General features: G+C 49.1%; 17 protein-coding genes. 11 read left to right on the forward strand and 6 right to left on the reverse strand.

Annotation, left to right across the window (positions count from 1 at the left end; genetic code table 11):
- Together HKN79_02695 and HKN79_02700 are read left to right on the forward strand one after the other, a co-directional pair.
- A partial coding sequence (locus HKN79_02695; protein ID NNC82458.1) for a hypothetical protein occupies window positions 1-991 on the forward strand: 991 nt, incomplete at its 5' end.
- Window positions 992-1,162: 171 nt separating this feature from the next.
- Window positions 1,163-1,678, forward strand: a complete 516-nt coding sequence (locus tag HKN79_02700) for a hypothetical protein (protein ID NNC82459.1) — start codon at window positions 1,163-1,165, stop codon at window positions 1,676-1,678.
- Window positions 1,679-1,757: 79 nt separating this feature from the next.
- Here HKN79_02700 and HKN79_02705 read toward each other — a convergent pair whose 3' ends face one another.
- The gene (locus tag HKN79_02705; protein ID NNC82460.1) at window positions 1,758-3,155 is read right to left on the reverse strand and encodes a M20/M25/M40 family metallo-hydrolase; all 1,398 of its coding nucleotides are present in this window, start codon (window positions 3,153-3,155) and stop codon (window positions 1,758-1,760) included.
- A 97-nt stretch (window positions 3,156-3,252) separates the two neighbouring features.
- On the opposite strand from HKN79_02705, the gene HKN79_02710 reads away from it, so the two are divergent.
- Window positions 3,253-3,942 (forward strand): hypothetical protein, encoded by a 690-nt coding sequence (locus tag HKN79_02710; GenBank protein ID NNC82461.1) that lies wholly within the window; start codon window positions 3,253-3,255, stop codon window positions 3,940-3,942.
- Complete coding sequence (locus HKN79_02715; protein ID NNC82462.1) at window positions 3,929-4,975, forward strand: proline iminopeptidase-family hydrolase; 1,047 nt, start codon at window positions 3,929-3,931, stop codon at window positions 4,973-4,975. The genes HKN79_02710 and HKN79_02715 overlap by 14 nt, the downstream gene beginning before the upstream one ends.
- Before the next feature lie 3 nt (window positions 4,976-4,978).
- Here HKN79_02715 and HKN79_02720 read toward each other — a convergent pair whose 3' ends face one another.
- The 4 genes from HKN79_02720 to HKN79_02735 form a co-directional block, all read right to left on the reverse strand.
- Complete coding sequence (locus tag HKN79_02720; GenBank protein ID NNC82463.1) at window positions 4,979-6,241, reverse strand: carboxylesterase family protein; 1,263 nt, start codon at window positions 6,239-6,241, stop codon at window positions 4,979-4,981.
- A 140-nt stretch (window positions 6,242-6,381) separates the two neighbouring features.
- Window positions 6,382-7,833 (reverse strand): glyceraldehyde-3-phosphate dehydrogenase, encoded by a 1,452-nt coding sequence (locus tag HKN79_02725; protein NNC82464.1) that lies wholly within the window; start codon window positions 7,831-7,833, stop codon window positions 6,382-6,384.
- Between the two features lie 70 nt (window positions 7,834-7,903).
- Complete coding sequence (locus HKN79_02730; GenBank protein ID NNC82465.1) at window positions 7,904-8,770, reverse strand: RNA polymerase sigma factor RpoD/SigA; 867 nt, start codon at window positions 8,768-8,770, stop codon at window positions 7,904-7,906.
- Window positions 8,771-9,027: 257 nt separating this feature from the next.
- On the reverse strand, window positions 9,028-10,479 hold the full coding sequence (locus HKN79_02735) for a PDZ domain-containing protein (GenBank protein ID NNC82466.1): 1,452 nt from the start codon (window positions 10,477-10,479) through the stop codon (window positions 9,028-9,030).
- Window positions 10,480-10,632: 153 nt separating this feature from the next.
- Here HKN79_02735 and HKN79_02740 point away from each other — a divergent pair, with 153 nt between their 5' ends.
- The 4 genes from HKN79_02740 to HKN79_02755 are packed head-to-tail and all read left to right on the forward strand — an operon-like array spanning window position 10,633 to window position 14,350.
- Window positions 10,633-11,427, forward strand: a complete 795-nt coding sequence (locus tag HKN79_02740) for a diaminopimelate epimerase (protein NNC82467.1) — start codon at window positions 10,633-10,635, stop codon at window positions 11,425-11,427.
- Window positions 11,428-11,922: a GNAT family N-acetyltransferase gene (locus HKN79_02745; protein NNC82468.1), complete on the forward strand. Its 495-nt coding sequence runs from the start codon at window positions 11,428-11,430 to the stop codon at window positions 11,920-11,922. It abuts the gene before it with no gap.
- Window positions 11,919-12,944: an endolytic transglycosylase MltG gene (gene mltG, locus HKN79_02750; protein ID NNC82469.1), complete on the forward strand. Its 1,026-nt coding sequence runs from the start codon at window positions 11,919-11,921 to the stop codon at window positions 12,942-12,944. Before HKN79_02745 ends, mltG begins: the two co-directional genes overlap by 4 nt.
- Window positions 12,941-14,350, forward strand: a complete 1,410-nt coding sequence (locus HKN79_02755; GenBank protein ID NNC82470.1) for a phosphoglucomutase/phosphomannomutase family protein — start codon at window positions 12,941-12,943, stop codon at window positions 14,348-14,350. The genes mltG and HKN79_02755 overlap by 4 nt, the downstream gene beginning before the upstream one ends.
- Before the next feature lie 91 nt (window positions 14,351-14,441).
- Here the strand turns inward: HKN79_02755 and HKN79_02760 are convergent, their stop codons facing one another.
- Window positions 14,442-14,945, reverse strand: a complete 504-nt coding sequence (locus tag HKN79_02760) for a GNAT family N-acetyltransferase (GenBank protein ID NNC82471.1) — start codon at window positions 14,943-14,945, stop codon at window positions 14,442-14,444.
- Between the two features lie 64 nt (window positions 14,946-15,009).
- On the opposite strand from HKN79_02760, the gene HKN79_02765 reads away from it, so the two are divergent.
- From HKN79_02765 to HKN79_02775, 3 genes are all read left to right on the forward strand, one after another.
- Window positions 15,010-15,342, forward strand: coding sequence for a hypothetical protein (locus tag HKN79_02765; GenBank protein NNC82472.1), 333 nt, complete (start codon window positions 15,010-15,012; stop codon window positions 15,340-15,342).
- Window positions 15,266-15,898, forward strand: coding sequence for a hypothetical protein (locus HKN79_02770; protein NNC82473.1), 633 nt, complete (start codon window positions 15,266-15,268; stop codon window positions 15,896-15,898). Before HKN79_02765 ends, HKN79_02770 begins: the two co-directional genes overlap by 77 nt.
- 238 nt (window positions 15,899-16,136) lie before the next feature.
- Window positions 16,137-17,725 (forward strand): zinc metalloprotease (locus HKN79_02775; protein ID NNC82474.1); only part of this gene is annotated, 1,589 nt, incomplete at its 3' end.

The following is a 17,725-nucleotide window of genomic DNA, read 5'->3' on the forward strand; positions in this document are numbered from 1 at the left end:
GGAGAAGGCCATCGTAGAATTCAAAGCCTCTGCAGCTGTAACTGAAAAGCAAGGAAATGTGGCTCAGACCGCCTACAATTATCTCTGTATAGCTGAGATGAACAAGCGCTTGGGGAATATTTCAGAAGCCCTCGACTATGCTGTACAATCCTATGAGAGATATCAAAGAGCAGGTATGATCACTGATTTGATGGATGCTGCTGAGTTACGAGCAGAGCTGCTTGGACTGAACGGCAAGAATGCTGAGGCGGTATCCGCTTATCGAGAGTTCATCGAACTCAAGGATAGTGTGTTCTCAGAGGGAAAGATGAAAGAGATCACAGCACTTCAGGCCGCGCTTGAGTTGGAAGAGCGGGAGAATGAGATCTGCGCTCAAGAAGCGCAGATAACCAATCTCGAATTAGAGAATGAGTCCAGCCGAAATAGGAACCTATTCTTGCTTGCCTCTTTATTGTTCATGGCAGCTATCGCTTACGCTCTGTTTTCACGACAACGTCTGAAGATCGCATCGCAGAAAATCCTCGTACGAGAAAAGGAATATGAGAATGAGAAACTCAACCATGAGATAGCCTTCAAGAACAGGGAATTGAGCACCAAGGCTTTACATATTGCCAAGAAGAATCAAGTCCTGCATCAATTGCAAAGTGATCTACAGGCCATGGCCAATGAGAAAGGAGCCAATGAATGTGTGCGCGAAGTAGTGAGTACTTTGAGACTTGAAAGTGCTATTGACCGCAATTGGGAACAGTTCACCCAGCAGTTCACAGAACTCAATCCGGATTTCTATAAGAACATCAATCAAGTATCAGAGGGATTGAGCAAGAGCGATCTCCGGCTGGCGGCACTACTGCGTATGAATATGACCTCAAAAGAGATCGCCAGCATGCTCAACATCTCGGACGAAGGCATCAAAAAAGCAAGGTACCGACTGCGTAAAAAACTCCAACTCCAATCTGAAGAGAGTCTGGAGGCCAAGATCATGGCTATCTGATAGAATACGTAACTCCCAGACAGACAGTCAGATAGACATTCTTGTCCGCTTTAAGTCCACCCACTTGAGTGCGAGGTGTCCCTTTATGTCCACCCTCATTTTTTCGAATGACCATGGATTGACCTCAGGTTTGCCCTGTTGTTTTTTCAATCACATAAAAATTCGATTATCATGAAAAATCTACTGTACGCTTTCAGCCTTTTGTTCGTCTTCGCTTCTTGTGAGAAGGAAGATGATGAACCGAATAATAACAGCTCAGGTCCAGATACACCGATCGCTATCCAACTGGAGTCGATTGTTATGACCGGATTCGAACCTACTGATTCAAGCGGAGACTATTGGGATAGCAGTACCAACCCGGGTGACCCTTATGTTGAAGTATTTAAGAGCGGGGCATTGGTCTATACTTCATATCAAGCGCAGAATCCAGATCACAATGCGACATATCCTTTGAACGATGCTGCCAGTGGGGCGCTTCCAATTCTATATACAGAAGGTGAGTCTATGACAATTCACCTACAGGATCTTGACTCAGGTACTGCCTATGATTTCATGGGGTCCATTGTCATCGATGATGCCATGAGCTTCTTCTACAACGGGGATGAGGCTGAGGAATTCATCAATGTTCCAGTAAGTACATCCAATGGCTATGTAGACCTCGAACTCTCAGGGACTATACTCTATTGATCATCTAACACATTAAGATCCTCTCGGGACAGCGTTTTCGAGGTGATTGAAGGAAGAGCGGCATCTTGGTGTCGCTCTTTTATCGCGTACCCCCTTCTAGGATAGTCTTCTTCTCCCAATATCTATCCATCAGATATACCATGGTGGCGATCGAGGCAGCTCCAAGTTCAAGCTCACGCTTATTCACATTCTCGAAGATGTCATTCTCAGAATGATGGAAATTGAAGTATCGCTGAGAGTCCGGACGGAAGCCGATCAAAGTGATGCCTTCGTAGTGATTCTTAAGCCTAGCGATATCCACTCCGCCATACCCTGCCTCCAGTTCATTCAATCCGTAGGGATAGAGCAACTCTTGAAAGCTTTTCATCAATTCGACTTTCTCCGGTGGACCATCCAAGGAAAATCCTCTGGGCGTATGTCCTCCAGCATCTGATTCTAGCGCAAAAACATGCTTCTCACCTGCTTCTATGGCCTTATCGGCATAGGTCTCTGCACCATAGGCACCGTTCTCCTCGTTCATATAGAGAACGACTCTGAGCGTTCTCTTGAGCTTGATTCCACGGCCCTTCAGTATGCGCATGGCCTCAATGCAATGAACGATGCCCGCTCCATCATCATGTGCTCCTTCACCTACATCCCATGAGTCCAGATGTCCACCAATGGTGATGATCTCATCGGGATAGGTGCTCCCTTTCATCTCACCGATCACATTATGGGATACTTTATCGGGATAGCTCCGGCAATCCATCTCTATGCGGAGTTCGACATTACCCTCTTGAAATGCCGTATGTAGTTCTTCACTCGCTTGAGTAGAGATAGCGGCTCCAGGAATTTTGGGAACGCCTTCCTCATAGTACATGCTCCCTGTATGCGGATGATCATCAATGGGGGTGGCCAATGAACGAATGAGGACGGCTTTGGCTCCGTATCTGGCCGCTTCCTTGGCTCCATGGCCCCTGATCGGCCAACAGGCGCCATAGGCTCTGAAGGTATTGATGAGCTTCTGGTCAAAAGGTTTATTGATGAATACGATCTTGTCCTTGAGTTGGCCCGCTTCACCGAGTTCCTTAAGATGGGCTATATCCCTTGCTTCGATACCCTCGGCAGTGATCATCCCATCCGTCCCGATACTCCCGCCCAAGGCCAGGACCTTGATCTTGTGTATGCTTCCATCAGCAGTGACATACCAGCCCGCTTCCAGTGTACCCCGTTCCCAATGGGGGATAGGTGTTTCTTGTAATCGGGTCGCAAAGCCATAGGATTCGAGCAATTGCTTGCCCCATTGTACGGCCATCTCCGCCTCCGCGCTCCCGGTCAGGCGTGCACCTATGTCCTTGCACAGGCTGCGTAGGTTCTCATAGCATTCTCCTTCTTCAAGTGCCTCATCATAGATAGAACGAATGACCAATGAATCCTGCGATTGGGCAGTGCACTGCAGGAGAATGACGGATAAGATAATACTCAAAAGATGTCGCATACCCCGAAGGTATAAGCTTAGCAGCATCTAATCCCTAATATTGTGAGAAGTGAGACCTCGATCGACCAGCCGACTTATAGTGTTCAGTTTTATACTAATGAGCATTCCCCTATTGAGTACATCTCAAATAGGACGTCCTGCGGGTATCTATTCCAATTTCTTGACCTTCAAGTATGGTGATCCTGACTATCCGGTGGAGGTTACAATGACCAAGGGCGAGGGTACTTCCGCGCGTGTCGAATATTACCATGCAACCGGGCTTAAAGAGTACATCAAGGAGAAGCGCTACGAGGATATTCCTTGGGCCATCGTATCGGATAGTGGGTTCTATTTGAATATGAGACGTCATATGATGGATGAATACTACCTGAGATTCGATTCATTGAGCAGGTACACCTACTTCGAAGGGGAGAAGATCATCAGTAAGGAGATCAGGAAGAAGAGGGCTGATAAAGTAGCCTCAGCCATATTCTTCGGACCTTTCACGCTACTGAGCCCCAGGAACGGTAGCGTTCTCAAACGATCATACCATCCCAATGATATCGGTAAACACTACTTCTTGAATCTGGATAGAGGGAGTATACACGTGCTCAATAAGAAGAATCTCATGGAGATCTGTGAGGAGAAGAGCATCCAGATGGAGTTGGATACCGCTTTCATTCCCGATTATAATATCCCATTGCTCCGGTATTATCTAGAACGGATCGATAAGCCGGAGAAGGAGATACCCAGACCGAATGTCATACAAGGAACACCTGAAAATGAAACAGATAATGAAAAAGACTGATAATATCCTATGGCTGCTGCTGATAGTAATGGCCTCCGCCTGTTCCTCTGCATCGAGCGATACGACCATGGAGCAGTCGGCACAGATCGAAGAAGCAAGCGAGCCAGACTCCCTGAAAGGGGTCAAGATGGTCACCATCGATACGCCTAAAGGCGAGTTCGAGGTCTTCACCCAGACAGTAGGGTCCAACCCGGATATGCGGGTGCTACTCCTTCATGGTGGACCTGGAGGTACACATGAGTTCTTCAAGTCCTTTGAGGATCATTTTCCTGATGCAGGAATAGAATTCATCTATTATGATCAATTGGGCTCGCACCATAGTGACCAGCCCTCAGACACCACCCTCTGGACCATCGATCGATTTGTGGATGAGGTAGAGCAGGTCCGCCAAGCTCTGGGCCTGGATACGAGCAATTTCTATCTATACGGTCAATCTTGGGGAGGCATTCTCGCTGCAGAATATGCCCTGAAACATCAGGACAAGTTGAAGGGCTTGATCATCTCCAATATGGTCATGAGTATTCCGGAGTACACCCGCTACGCTCATGAAGTCCTGGGACCGCAGATGCCAGAAGGGGTCTTTGAGCGGATCATGGAGATCGAAGCAGCCGAGGATTTCACGAATCCTGAATATATGGACCTGCTGATGAAGCACCACTATTCCGAACATATCCTACGATTGCCTCCCGATTCCTGGCCCGAGGCCATCAATAAGGCTTTTGAGCACCTCAATCCGGAAGTGTATGTCTATATGCAGGGTCACAGTGAGTTCGGTATCACCCAAGGAGCGACCTTGGAAGGCTGGGATATCAAGGACCGCATGCAGGAATTGTATGTGCCCACCCTATCGATAGGTGCTGAGCATGATAGCATGGAACCCAAAGAGATGGAGTGGATCGCTGGAGCCGTGCAGAACGGTCGCTACCTCTATTGTCCCAATGGCTCCCATCTCGCGCAATATGATGATTCCGAGCATTTCTTTCCCGGGCTTATCGAGTTCATACAAGATGTGGATCGAGGGGACTTCCCTTGAGGATCAGCTTCTTTTATTGAAGCGGAGTGTCCGCACTCCTTTCTGACTCTCCAGTCGGATGAGGTAGACCCCATTCTGTAGATCGCTTACGGATATGCGAGGTATATCGTCCTGATATATCCCTGACATCACTTCTGTACCCGTGACGTCCAGAATACTGTATCTCAGTTCTCTGGAGTCGATAGAACCTAACTGTATCCATTCCGTGGCCGGATTGGGCCACAATTGGAATAAAGGCTCTTCCATGGCGATCTCTTCTAGATCGGAGACCACTTCGACTTGGCGATAATTACAGTCCAATTCTACCTCAGGGCATACCAGATGTGAAAGGAAGTTACTCGTGATGGAACGCAGGGTATCGTAATGCTGGGCATCGTCTACATGAGGTACATGTCCCTCGAGGAATTGAACGAAGAAGCAGTTTTCTATCTCCAATAGTTCGGCCTGCTCATGGACAGCCTGTGAGCCATACACCGTGTCCACTTCGAATATGCCGAAGAAGGTGAGCACATCTGTATCAAAAGGCACCACAGAATCACCGGTCCCATGAAAACTACAGACAGGCGTGTCGTTATTGTTCATGATGTCCGGATGGGCGATCGCCCCTGCGATATTGACAACCCCGGCAATAGCCGAGGAGTATCCGGCATTGCCGCTCTCACCCTCGATACCTCCACCTAGTCCGGCCTGGCTCTGATCGATCTCGAGTGGAATCTCGCTCTCCTCATCCATGTAGGCCACGTGCAGGGCATTGAATCCTCCTGCTGACACCCCTGCCATGAAGATCTTCTCTGGATCGATGTCGAAGCTGTTGCCATTCTCAGCCACATCCTTACGGAAATATCGGATGGCTGCTCGACTATCATGTACTCCTCTGACTACAGCAGATTTGGCATTGGTGTTCAAATCCCCGATGATGGGGATTCCCAATCTATATTGGATACTGGCCACCACATAGCCCATACGTGCCAAGTCCTGACAGAGCGGGACTACATCCTGCCCTGTCTTGCTGCCCGCCACGAAACTACCTCCATGGGCCACCACCACCAGCGGCCGCTCGACCTCGGTATCTCCTAGGGGCTCGTAGACATCCAGATACAGGTCCTGTTCGCCTCCCAGATAATTGATATTGCTTCCGTATAGGATATCACTGGTCACCTCGAATTCGGGAAATATGAGATTGCGATAGCGCGTACCATCGCACTGTGCGATAGAGGATAGAGTAAGGGTGCAGATCACAAGAAGTGAGAGTAGTCGTCCTAGCATCTGATGTCTTTTAGCTGTCTGCAAAGATATGGCAGCTCTCCTGTGCCTGCAACCTGCTTGTTATCAGGGGGTTTGGGTAAATAAAAAAGGGAGAACCTGAGCTCTCCCTTACAAATCGGTCTAGAGTACTTGAGATACGATCAATAGTATATCAACCTTCTCACTTTGGAGATGTACTTCGCTAAACGCAATACTTGCTTGGTATAACCGAATTCATTGTCGTACCAGACATATACGGTCGTGTTCATCCCGTCATTGGAGACCAGGGTAGCCGGAGAATCGAAGACACTGCAGCAGATATTCCCGATGATATCATTGGAGACCAATTCGGGTTCGATGCTATAGCGGATCTGATTCACGAGGTCACCTTCCAAAGCGGCTTTCTTCAGGGCGGCATTCACCGCGTCCTTATCGACTTGGGTATTCAATGAGAGGTGCATGATCGCTAGCGAGCCATTAGGAGTGGGGACGCGCACCGCATTGGCCGTGAGCTTGTTCTCGAAATGAGGCATCACCTTGGTGACCGCTTTTCCAGCACCGGTCTCGGTGATCACCATATTGATCGCTGCAGACCGTCCTCTGCGCTCCTTCTTATGGAAGTTGTCCAAGAGGTTCTGGTCATTGGTATAGGCATGCACTGTTTCGATATGTCCTTTGTCTATGCCGAAGGCATTATCGATGACCGCCAGTACGGGTGAGATAGCATTGGTGGTGCAAGATGCAGCTGACCAGAGGTCGGTGTCGTCTATCTCGAATTGTTTGTGGTTCAATCCATACACGATATTGGGCATATCCTTTCCAGGAGCAGTGAGGAGGGCTTTGCTTACTCCTTTGGCCTGCAAGTGACGGCCCAATTGCTCTTTGTCCCTATACACCCCGGTATTGTCAATGACCAAGGCATCTTCGATACCATACTTGGTGTAATCGATCTCCTCGGGGCTATTGGCCTCGATCAATTGTACGACTTGTCCATTGATGATCCATTGGTGATTCTCATGATCTTCAGTGACCACGCCACTGAAAGGTCCATGCACTGAATCCATTCTGAACAAGGCAGCACGTTTGGTGATCTGTGCAGAGTCGACCTTGCGCAGAACGATGGCCCGTAGGCGCAATTGCTGTCCAGACCCGCTCATGCGGATCAATTCTCTGGCACAGAGTCTACCGATACGTCCAAATCCATACAAGACCACGTCCTTGGGCTTGATATCGTGGCTGGATTGTCTCCCGATGAAGTTGGAGAGTTTGTCGTTCAAGAAATCCACCTTGGAGGGGTACTTGTCTCCTTCGGTCATCCACTCGTTGGAGAGACGCCCGATGTCGATCTTGGAAGGAGCCAGATCCATTTCGGTGAGTTTCATGGCCAGTTCCGAGGTGATACCGATATCGATGGGTTTGTTGACGATATCCTTGGCATACTCGTGAAGGTTGAGCAGATCAGGCACTCCCTGGTCTACCAATGGGGAGCGGAATAGAACGAGTTCTACATTCTGATCATACATGAGCTGACCGATGGCATTGAGCAGATCCACTGCTGCACGCTTCTTATCGATCCATTTAGCATTGGTCTGAATGATGGTATCCAATGTCATGATGTGAGATTGATTATGGGATTAAGTGATAAGTGTATTTATGACAATAAGGCCCTAAAAAGAAGAAAGCCTATCCGAGATAGGCTTTCAAAAGTTTGCTTTTAGACTGTTGTTTCAGTTTCCGTATGGCTTTCTCCTTGATCTGCCTGACGCGTTCCCGCGTGAGGTCGAATTTTTCTCCGATCTCATCCAGGGTGAGTCCGTGGTTCATTCCAATCCCGAAGAATAGGCGTATGACATCACGTTCTCTCTCAGAGAGGGTAGAGAGCGAGCGCTCCACTTCGTTCTGAAGGGATTCGCTGAGAAGTTTGCTATCGGCATCTGGAGAATCATCATTGATGAGTACATCCAGCAGAGAGTTACTATCACCATCATCGGTGAAAGGAGCATCCATGGAGATATGTCTTCCGCTCACTTTGAGCGATTGGGCCACCTTTTCTACAGGCAGGTCCAAGGCATGGGCGAGTTCTTCGGCAGATGGTGGTCTTTCGAATTCCTGCTCCAATTTGGAGAACATCTTGTTGATCTTGCTCAAAGAACCGACCTGGTTCAATGGCAGACGAACGATCCTGGATTGCTCGGCAAGAGCTTGAAGGATGGATTGACGGATCCACCATACTGCGTATGAGATGAATTTGAATCCACGGGTCTCGTCAAATCGCTGAGCTGCTTTGATCAGACCAAGGTTTCCTTCGTTGATCAGGTCAGGCAGACTGAGCCCCTGATTCTGATATTGTTTAGAGACGGATACCACGAAACGAAGATTGGCGCGAGTGAGTTTATCAAGGGCCCTTTGGTCTCCTTGCTTGATGCGTTGTGCCAGTTCTACTTCCTCCTGAGCGGTGATCAGTTCCTCCTTACTTATCTCCTGCAGGTATTTGTCTAATGATTGGCTTTCGCGATTAGTTATGGATTTCGTGATCTTAAGCTGTCTCATAGAGCGTGCAGAGTTTGAAGTTTAAGGTTACTACCAGTGTAGTTGGTAGAGTCCACAAAGGTACAATTTTCATGCCTTGCAGACAAGGTGCCGTATTGGCAGAAAAGCCCTGATGTGCATAATAAAACAAGGGATCGACCGAAGTCGACCCCTTGTGTGGAAATGATCTTTAGCACTAATAAACTGATTCAAAACAGATTAACAGATGAACGCGGTTTCATGGTTTGAGTCATGCAGGTTTATCAATGTTGTTAAGATCACATCCCGAAACCGTAGTAAGCCACTGTGCCGTTGGGATAAATCCCTTCTATCAGTACTCCTCCCTCCTTGGAGTCCAATAGTGCAGTGACGTCCTCAGGTCCCGTTACGCTTTTCTTGTCGATACGGGTGATGATGAAGCCTTCCTTGATCCCTGCTCTGCGGAATCTGCCTTGCCGGTCCTCCTTCAGTTTTGCTCCCGAAGTGATACCCAAACGGCTCAGATCCCCAGTACTCGGTCTCTCGAACAGACCACCCATCGCCATGTGATTTTCGACCTTTGTCGAAGGGATGATGGATGCATTCCCGTCCCGATCTCTGACAACAACGTCATAGGCTAGAAGCTTATTGCCCCGTTTGACAATAATCTCTACTTCATCTCCTGGACGGTAGGTGCTGATGCGTTCTTGAAGCTCGGGAACATTGTCAACGGGATGTCCAGAGACCTCCTTGATGATATCACCCACTTCGATACCTACTTCCGCAGCTGCACCGCCAGGTGTCAACCCTCGAACATAGACTCCCGTGACGTCTACAATTCCCAGTCTATCGGCTGTTTCTTGATTGAGATCCGAAATGCTCACCCCGATATAGGCCCGTTTCACATCACCGTATTCCAAAAGGTCATGCGCGACTTTCTGAACAATGCTGCTCGGTACAGCAAAGGAATAACCGCTGTAAGATCCCGTGCGCGAGGCAATGGCCGTATTGATGCCGATCAATTCCCCACGCGTATTGACCAAGGCACCACCGCTATTTCCCGGATTGACAGCAGCATCGGTCTGTATGAAGGATTCTACAGGGAAGATCTGTCGATTGGGATCATATTGTAGGATATTGATATTCCTGGCCTTGGCGCTGACGATTCCTGCGGTGACCGTACTGGTGAGGTTGAATGGATTTCCCACAGCCAATACCCATTCTCCGATGCGTACATCGTCCGAATCGCCAAAGCTCACAGAGGGCAGATCCTCTTCATCCACTTTGAGCAAGGCAAGATCGAATGCTGGATCGGCTCCGATGACTTCGGCCGCCAAGGTGCGATTATCATTCAGTGTCAATTGTATACGTGAGGCTCCCTCTACTACGTGATTGTTGGTGACGACATAGCCATCCGGTGAGATGATGACTCCACTACCGCTGGATTGTAGGGTCTGAGGAGCACCTTGACCGAACAGTTCGAACCAGGGATTCATCGATTGGGGATGGACCGTTTGTGTCTGAATGTGGACCACCGCATTGACGGTACGTTCTGCCGCTTGAGTGAAATCCAAAGCCTTCCCATCAGGTCCTACAGGGAAGTTGGCGTATTGCACCGGTGGGCTTTCCCGTTCGATGACCCGCACCGTGTCCTGAGGGCCGATCAATGTCTCATAGGCGACCAAAGTGAGGGCCGCTCCAAGTATGGCAGCTGCTGTAAATCCAAAGAATCTTTTCATGGTTCCTGACATTTTTGTTCGCTCATCATGCTATTCAAAAACTATTCCTTTCTTTTTCTAATGACAAGTGAATAACGCCAACCGTCCAGTCTTATTGACAGGATGTCATGTTAAAATCTGTTAATCATTCCATGACCCTTGTTCTCTTCAAGGTCACATTAAAAAATGTTCACTTTTGCTGGCGACATGCTTCTGCAGTTCTATAAATATCAGGGCACAGGAAACGACTTCATCATCATCGATGATCGGACCCAGGCCTTCAATGAATCGGCAGAACTGGTCCAAAGGCTCTGTGATCGTAGATTCGGTATCGGTTCAGATGGGGTCATGCTCATACGACCATCGGATAGGGCGGATCTACATCTGGATTTCTTGAATCCCGATGGCACCCGTAGCTTCTGCGGGAATGGAAGCCGATGCGGAATCCGCTTTGCCCATAGCTCAGGCATGATAGGTGACACCTGCAGTTTCGAGGCAGTGGATGGTATACATCAAGCCAAAGTGGAAGACAGTGTGATCTGTATCTCCATGAAAGATGTCGATCACATCCATTCCCATTCTCAAGGTACGGTCATCCATACTGGATCGCCACACCTGCTTCTGCCCACAGAAGATGTAGAGAATGTGAAGGTCAAAGAAGAAGGCTCCTCGATCCGCTATTCGGACGATTTCAGAGAAGAAGGAATCAACGTGAATTTCATCCAGATAAACGATGAACGCTCTCTTGATATCCGCACCTATGAGCGGGGAGTAGAAGATGAGACCCTTTCTTGTGGTACCGGAGTCACCGCTGCTGCCATCTACTTGGCCGAGTTGAAACAGCTCACTGAGGGCCCGATCCACGTGAGAAGTAGAGGAGGTGATCTAGAGGTAGATTTCAAGAAACGAGAATCGGACTACGTGGACATCTGGCTCCTAGGGCCGGCAGAAAGGGTGTACGAAGGAAGCATAGAAATATAGATGCGATTGACTGGCAGACATATCGTTCTCAGGCCTCCTTCCTTGCACGATGCAGGAGTCCTCTTGGAATGGGAGAATGATGAAGCGGTGCGTCATGTAAGTCTGGACCAAGGACCTCTTAGTCTCGAGGGTGTTCAGCGATACCTACGGAATATCAAAGACGTCTATCTAGACAAGCAATTGAGATTCATCATCGAGTTGCAAGGGCGCCCCATCGGGGCGATCGACCTCTATGATGTGCGATTCGATGTACGTCAGGCTTCCATCGGTATTCTTATCGCTGATACGGAGATGAGGAATCAGGGCTTTGGAAGTGAGGCTCTCCAATTGGTCAAAGACTATGCATCCGAGTATCTGGACATCGATCATTTCGGAGTCCAGGTACAGCTGGACAATACACCGAGCCGATCCTTCTTCGAGAAAAATGGTTTCCATGTGATCGGGCACGAAAAAGATACCATAGAGATGACCTCTGAAATCAAGAGATTGGCATGAAGAAGATACTGCTGGTGATACTTGTTCTCGGTCTGATAGGCGCCTATTATGCCTATGATAAATACGAGGATATCTACGGTAAGAACGTGACTGTGGAGGAGGACACGTCTATCTACATCCATCCAGAGGATGACTACACGGCCGTGGAACGTAAACTCATCGAGCAAGGGATTCTGGATGATGTGGACTCCTTCATTTGGGTGGCCGAGCGCAAGAGCTATCCCCAACTGGTCAAAGCCGGGCACTATGTCATCCGGGATGGAATGTCCAACAACGACCTTGTGGACATGCTACGGGCAGGGAATCAGGTACCGGTAAGGGTCTCATTCAACAATGTCCGGAACCTACCGCAGTTGGCAGGCAGGCTCTCCGAGGTCCTCGAGCCGGATTCCATGGAGTTCTTGAGGTTCTTGACCGATGAAGGTCTGATCAGTGCATACGGTTTCCGACAAGAGACCTTCATTTCCATGTTCATACCCAACACCTACGAGGTCTACTGGACGGAGACCCCTGATGGTTTCATCAAGCGTATGGCATCAGAGTTCAAGGCCTTTTGGAATGAGGATCGGATGCGCAAGGCGGACGCGCTAGGCTTGACCCAATCCGAGGTGGTGACCTTGGCTTCGATCGTACAGGCAGAACAAAGCATACGCCCGCAGGAATGGCCTACCATCGCGGGGCTGTATCTAAATCGTATCAGACGGGACATGAAATTGGAATCGGACCCTACACTCATCTATGCAGTGGGTGATTTCAGCATACGCAGGGTACTCAATAAGCATAAGCGGGTGGATAGTCCTTACAATACCTACAAGCACAAAGGCCTACCACCTGGGCCCATACGCATGCCTGATATCGGAGCTGTAGATGCAGTTCTTAATTCCGAGGACCATGCATATATCTTCATGTGCGCCAAGGCCGATCTTTCGGGATACCACCATTTCTCAGAGACCTTGAGAGAACACAATAGGTATGCGCGTGAGTACAGGCGTACTATGAATGCCAATCAGATCTATCGATGAGATCGGCAGAGAGCATACGATTCGGTACAGATGGATGGAGGGCGGTGATCGCGCGCGAATTCACTGTGGAGAATGTGGCCAGACTGACCTTTGGACTGGCAGCCTGGATCAAGACTCAGCCCACTCCCCATCGTGCGGTAGTAGGATTCGATTGCCGCTTCGGAGGAGAATTGTTCAGTCGCACAGTGGTCGAGGTTCTGCAGTCAGAAGGCATAGAAGTAATGCTATCTGACCGGATAGTGAGCACGCCTATGGTCTCCATGGCCACCCGGGACCTGAACTGTACGGTGGGAGTGATGATCACCGCTTCGCATAATCCCCCGGAGTATAATGGCTACAAGCTCAAGAGCCATCACGGAGGCCCTATGGGTGGTCAGGCATTGCGAGAGATAGAATCCCTGATTCCAGATGAGATTTCCACCCATTGGGCTTCTAGCGGGCCGATGTCGAAGGATGATCGGTCATTGGTGGATCTCGAATCACCTTATGTGCATGCCATCGAGCAAGCTTTCGATCTCGAAGCTATACGCAAGACCAGCCCAACACTGGCCTACGATGCCATGTATGGTTCGGGACAGTTCGTCATGAGAAGACTCTTTCCTTCCATGGCCCATTTCCGCAGTGAGAACAATCCATCCTTCCATGGTATCTCTCCCGAACCCATTGCACGTAATCTGGCTCCATTTGCTTCATTCTTGACAGCGGATCCAGGATTGGAACTGGGTCTGGTCACTGACGGAGATGCCGATCGCATCGGCCTCATGGATGGGCAAGGGGAGTTCATCGATTCACACCACATCATTCTTCTCTTGATCCACTATCTGGTGAAGTACAAGGGATTGGAAGGCAAGGTGGTCACAGCATTCTCCACCGTGTCCAAAGTGACCAAGCTCTGCCAACTCTATGGACTGCCTTTGGAGATCGTCAAGATCGGATTCAAGTATGCAAGTGAGATCATGGTCAAAGAGCCGGTCATGCTGGCAGGGGAGGAGAGTGGAGGTATTGCGGTAGAGACCCATATCCCTGAACGTGATGGGATCTGGATGGGTCTGCTCCTGGTCGAATTCATGGCTGAGACAGGAAAGTCTATCAAAGAACTCATCCAAGAAGTCTATGACCAAGTAGGTGCTTTTGCATTCGTACGAGACGATCTGAGACTGACTGATGAGCAGAAATATGAAGCAGTTCAGCGCTGTGCACTGAGTACCATCACTTCTATCGGATCGAACAAAGTGCAAAGGGTAGAGGACATGGATGGCTGGAAATTCATCCTGGATGAGGATACATGGGTGATGATACGCCCTTCAGGGACGGAGCCGGTGCTCAGGCTTTATGCGGAGGCCCCCGATCGAGAAAGGGCATTGGAGATCATCGCTGCGACCAAGTCAGAGATCGGGGTGGCATAAGAAAAGGGCCTCACATGGAGGCCCTCTTCTGAGAAAGTCTTTGACTACGACTATCTGATGGCCAGCAAGTTAGGTCGAATCCATGCTGGTGTCAAGTTAGCGGCATACGCATCCATAGGTCGATCTCCTTATCCTCTACGAATTTACCGGGACTGGTATCAAAGGCTTTGAAGCCGAAACGCTCATAGAACCGTACGCCCCTGAAGTTGGAACGCAGCACCAAAAGCCACAGCCATTGATGCTCTTCGTCCTTGGCCAGTTGGATGATATGCTCCATCATTATCTTGCCTGAGCCTTTTCCTAATCGATCGGGATCGATGTACAAGCGCTCGATCTTCATGCAATCTCCTGAGTCCATACCGAAGGACTCATTGACTATCTGGGACATCCCCACAATTTTGCCTTCTTCCTCCATGACAAGAAAACGGGTGTCTACTTCATCCATCATTGCTTCAATGGCATGCTCATTGAGACTATCCAGATAGCTCGTCAAAGAATCGTGGTTCTTTTCCGTTCTGAATGTTTGATAGAAAGAGCGATAGAGTACATCCCGGATATCGGGGACATCCGATCTTTGAGCTGATCTTATGGACATGATTTCTAAGCTATACGCACGGTGCAAGGTAGTGAGTCTGAGCTTGCTACTCCTTCTTTCGTACATGCATATGACTTCTCAAGAAGATGCAGTGAAGATGGCCGTACAACTCCCGGAATTCATCATTAGTGCCGATGACTCCTTCGATGCAGAGGATTTCATGAGGCATGTCCTTACGGATTCTTCCTTCTATCAGGCCTTCATCCATCTCAAGTATGTGCCTCATGATTTCACGAGCACCCTGGTCGTCAAGAACAAGGGGGAGAAAGAAAGGAAGATTGGAGCGCAAGGCGATACAGACGCTAGAGGACCAAAGACGAGTGGTCCACATCTCGGAGGAGAAGACCAATGGGCGCGTATACAAACGGAATGGGGAGCACAGATACCTGACCGCTGAGATGTATGATGAGGTGTTCTTCCCATCCTCACCGGAACCTGTGAGCCCACGAATCTCCCGTTTCGAGCAGTTGGAGACCAAGGAATCCAAACTGGAGAAATACAAGAGTCAGCTTAAGAAGATGATGTTCAATCCCGGGCAAGAGATCCTTTCAGTGCCCTTTATAGGAGATAAGATGGACATCTTCAGTCCGGATATGACCAAGTACTATGATTACTCGGTCTACTCTGCCTATGGTCCGGATTCGCTCTATTGTTATGTATTTCAAGTGGATGCAAAACCAGAGTACGGCAAGAATCGCACGGTGATCAAGAAGATGACCAGCTATTTTGAGAAAGAAAGCCTTCAGGTAGTGAGTCGAGAGTATGAGCTGTCCAACAATACCCTCTTCTTCGAGTTCGATATATGGATGAAGGTGGTCAATGAACTGCGAGGAGGGCATCTACTTCCCCGTAGGATCCAGTATGATGGAGATTGGGATATCCCTTTCAAATCAGCAGAGATCATCCGCTTCGATATCCAATGTGCCGACTATGATACCTCGGTCTTGCGATAGAGAAGGACCGTTTTGTTTTTCCTTGTTCTGGGTTAAGGTTCTAAGATATCGAACTTAGCATCTTGACAATCAATACGTTCCATAGTCGCTCTTTTCATCGGGGATTTCGGTCTATTAGTCTAATAGCTGTAACCCAGAGCAATTTTATCCGGTAATAGGAATTAAGTTGACCGCGCATGGTCGATAGGACAAGGAAAACCAGAGTGAGATGAAATTGAGGGGGAGAGCGATCATGACCATGATCATCCTTTTGTGCGTAGGATCTGTTGACGCACAGGACACCAAGCACTTTTTCAAGATATCCGAGCAATCCAGCATCAGCTGTGGTTCGGACATCATCCATCAGCGACTGATGATGGACGATGCGGATTACCGCACCCGATTCGAGGGACAAAGTGCCACACTTCGCAATGAAATAGAAAAGAGCACATCCGCTTCCATCGGTGGGCAGAAGTCCATGACGGTATATACGATACCCGTTGTGGTCCACATCATGCATACGGGTGAAGCTGAAGGCGTAGGGACCAATATCAGCGATGCACAGATACAGAGCGCTATCGATGCGCTCAATGAAGACTTCCGTAGAATGCCCGGGACCAATGGTTTCGGTTCGGGTGTGGATGTAGAGATGGAGTTCTGCCTCGCTTCCAGAGACCCTCAGGGGAATCCCACCAATGGGATCAACCGGGTGGATGCCTCTGTAGTGACCAACTATGCAACGGAAGGAATGAGCATAGGTCAAGGCAGTGGTGCCAGTGAGACGGCTGTCAAAGCGCTGTCCATCTGGGACCGCGATGACTATTATAACATATGGATAGTCAATGAGATAGAGGATAACGATGGAGGTGCAGGTATACAGGGTTTCGCTTATTTCCCTTCTTCCAGTGCCAGTAAGGATGGAGCAGTGATCCTGTACAATGCATTCGGTACGGTAGGGAATCTGAAGACCTATACCAACCTGAACCGTACTGCGACCCATGAGATCGGGCATGCATTCTTCCTATATCACACTTTCCAGGGCAACAGCTGTTCAGAAACAGATTGCTCTCTTCAAGGGGATCAGGTCTGTGATACACCACCTACGGTGAGCAGCACGAGTTGTAACACTCCAGCCTGTAGCGGTTCACAGCAGGTAGAGAACTACATGGACTATACTGGAGAGGATTGTATGAATATGTTCACTCAAGGGCAGAAAGACCGTATGAGAAGTGCCTTGGTGACTATGCGGAGCTCACTGCTACTCTCGCTAGGGTGCACACCACCCAATGCTCTTGATGCAGGAATAGTATCCATTCACAACCCCGATGGATTCAGCTGTTCTGGATCCTTTGTTCCAGAAGTGGAATTGAAGAATTTCGGTTCGACTACCATTACCTCCGTTGATATCCGCTATCGAGTGGATGCGGGCTCGCTACAGACCTATTCCTATAGCGGATCCATACAGGCCGGGGCCTCAGAAACAGTGACACTGCCGATGGTGACCGCAAGCTCTGGAGCACACACATTCGAGGCCTTCACAGAATCCCCGAATGGAGGAAATGATGGATATCAGAGCAATGATGGTATCACACAGGCATTCGAGATTGTAGATGGGTCCACGATCACCGTCTCTATCGATGTAGATAACTACGGTAATGAGACCACATGGGACATCCAGGATGCCTCAGGAAACGTAGTCGCATCCGGAGGTCCGTATCCGGGTAATGCCTACGGGACCACCTTCTCCACCGATGTATGTCTCTCCAACGACTGCTTCGATTTCACGATCTATGACAGCTATGGAGACGGAATCTGTTGTGGATATGGTTTCGGTAGCTATGAGGTGAC

This window comes from Flavobacteriales bacterium, assembly GCA_013001705.1.
Lineage (GTDB): Bacteria > Bacteroidota > Bacteroidia > Flavobacteriales_D > JABDKJ01 > JABDLZ01.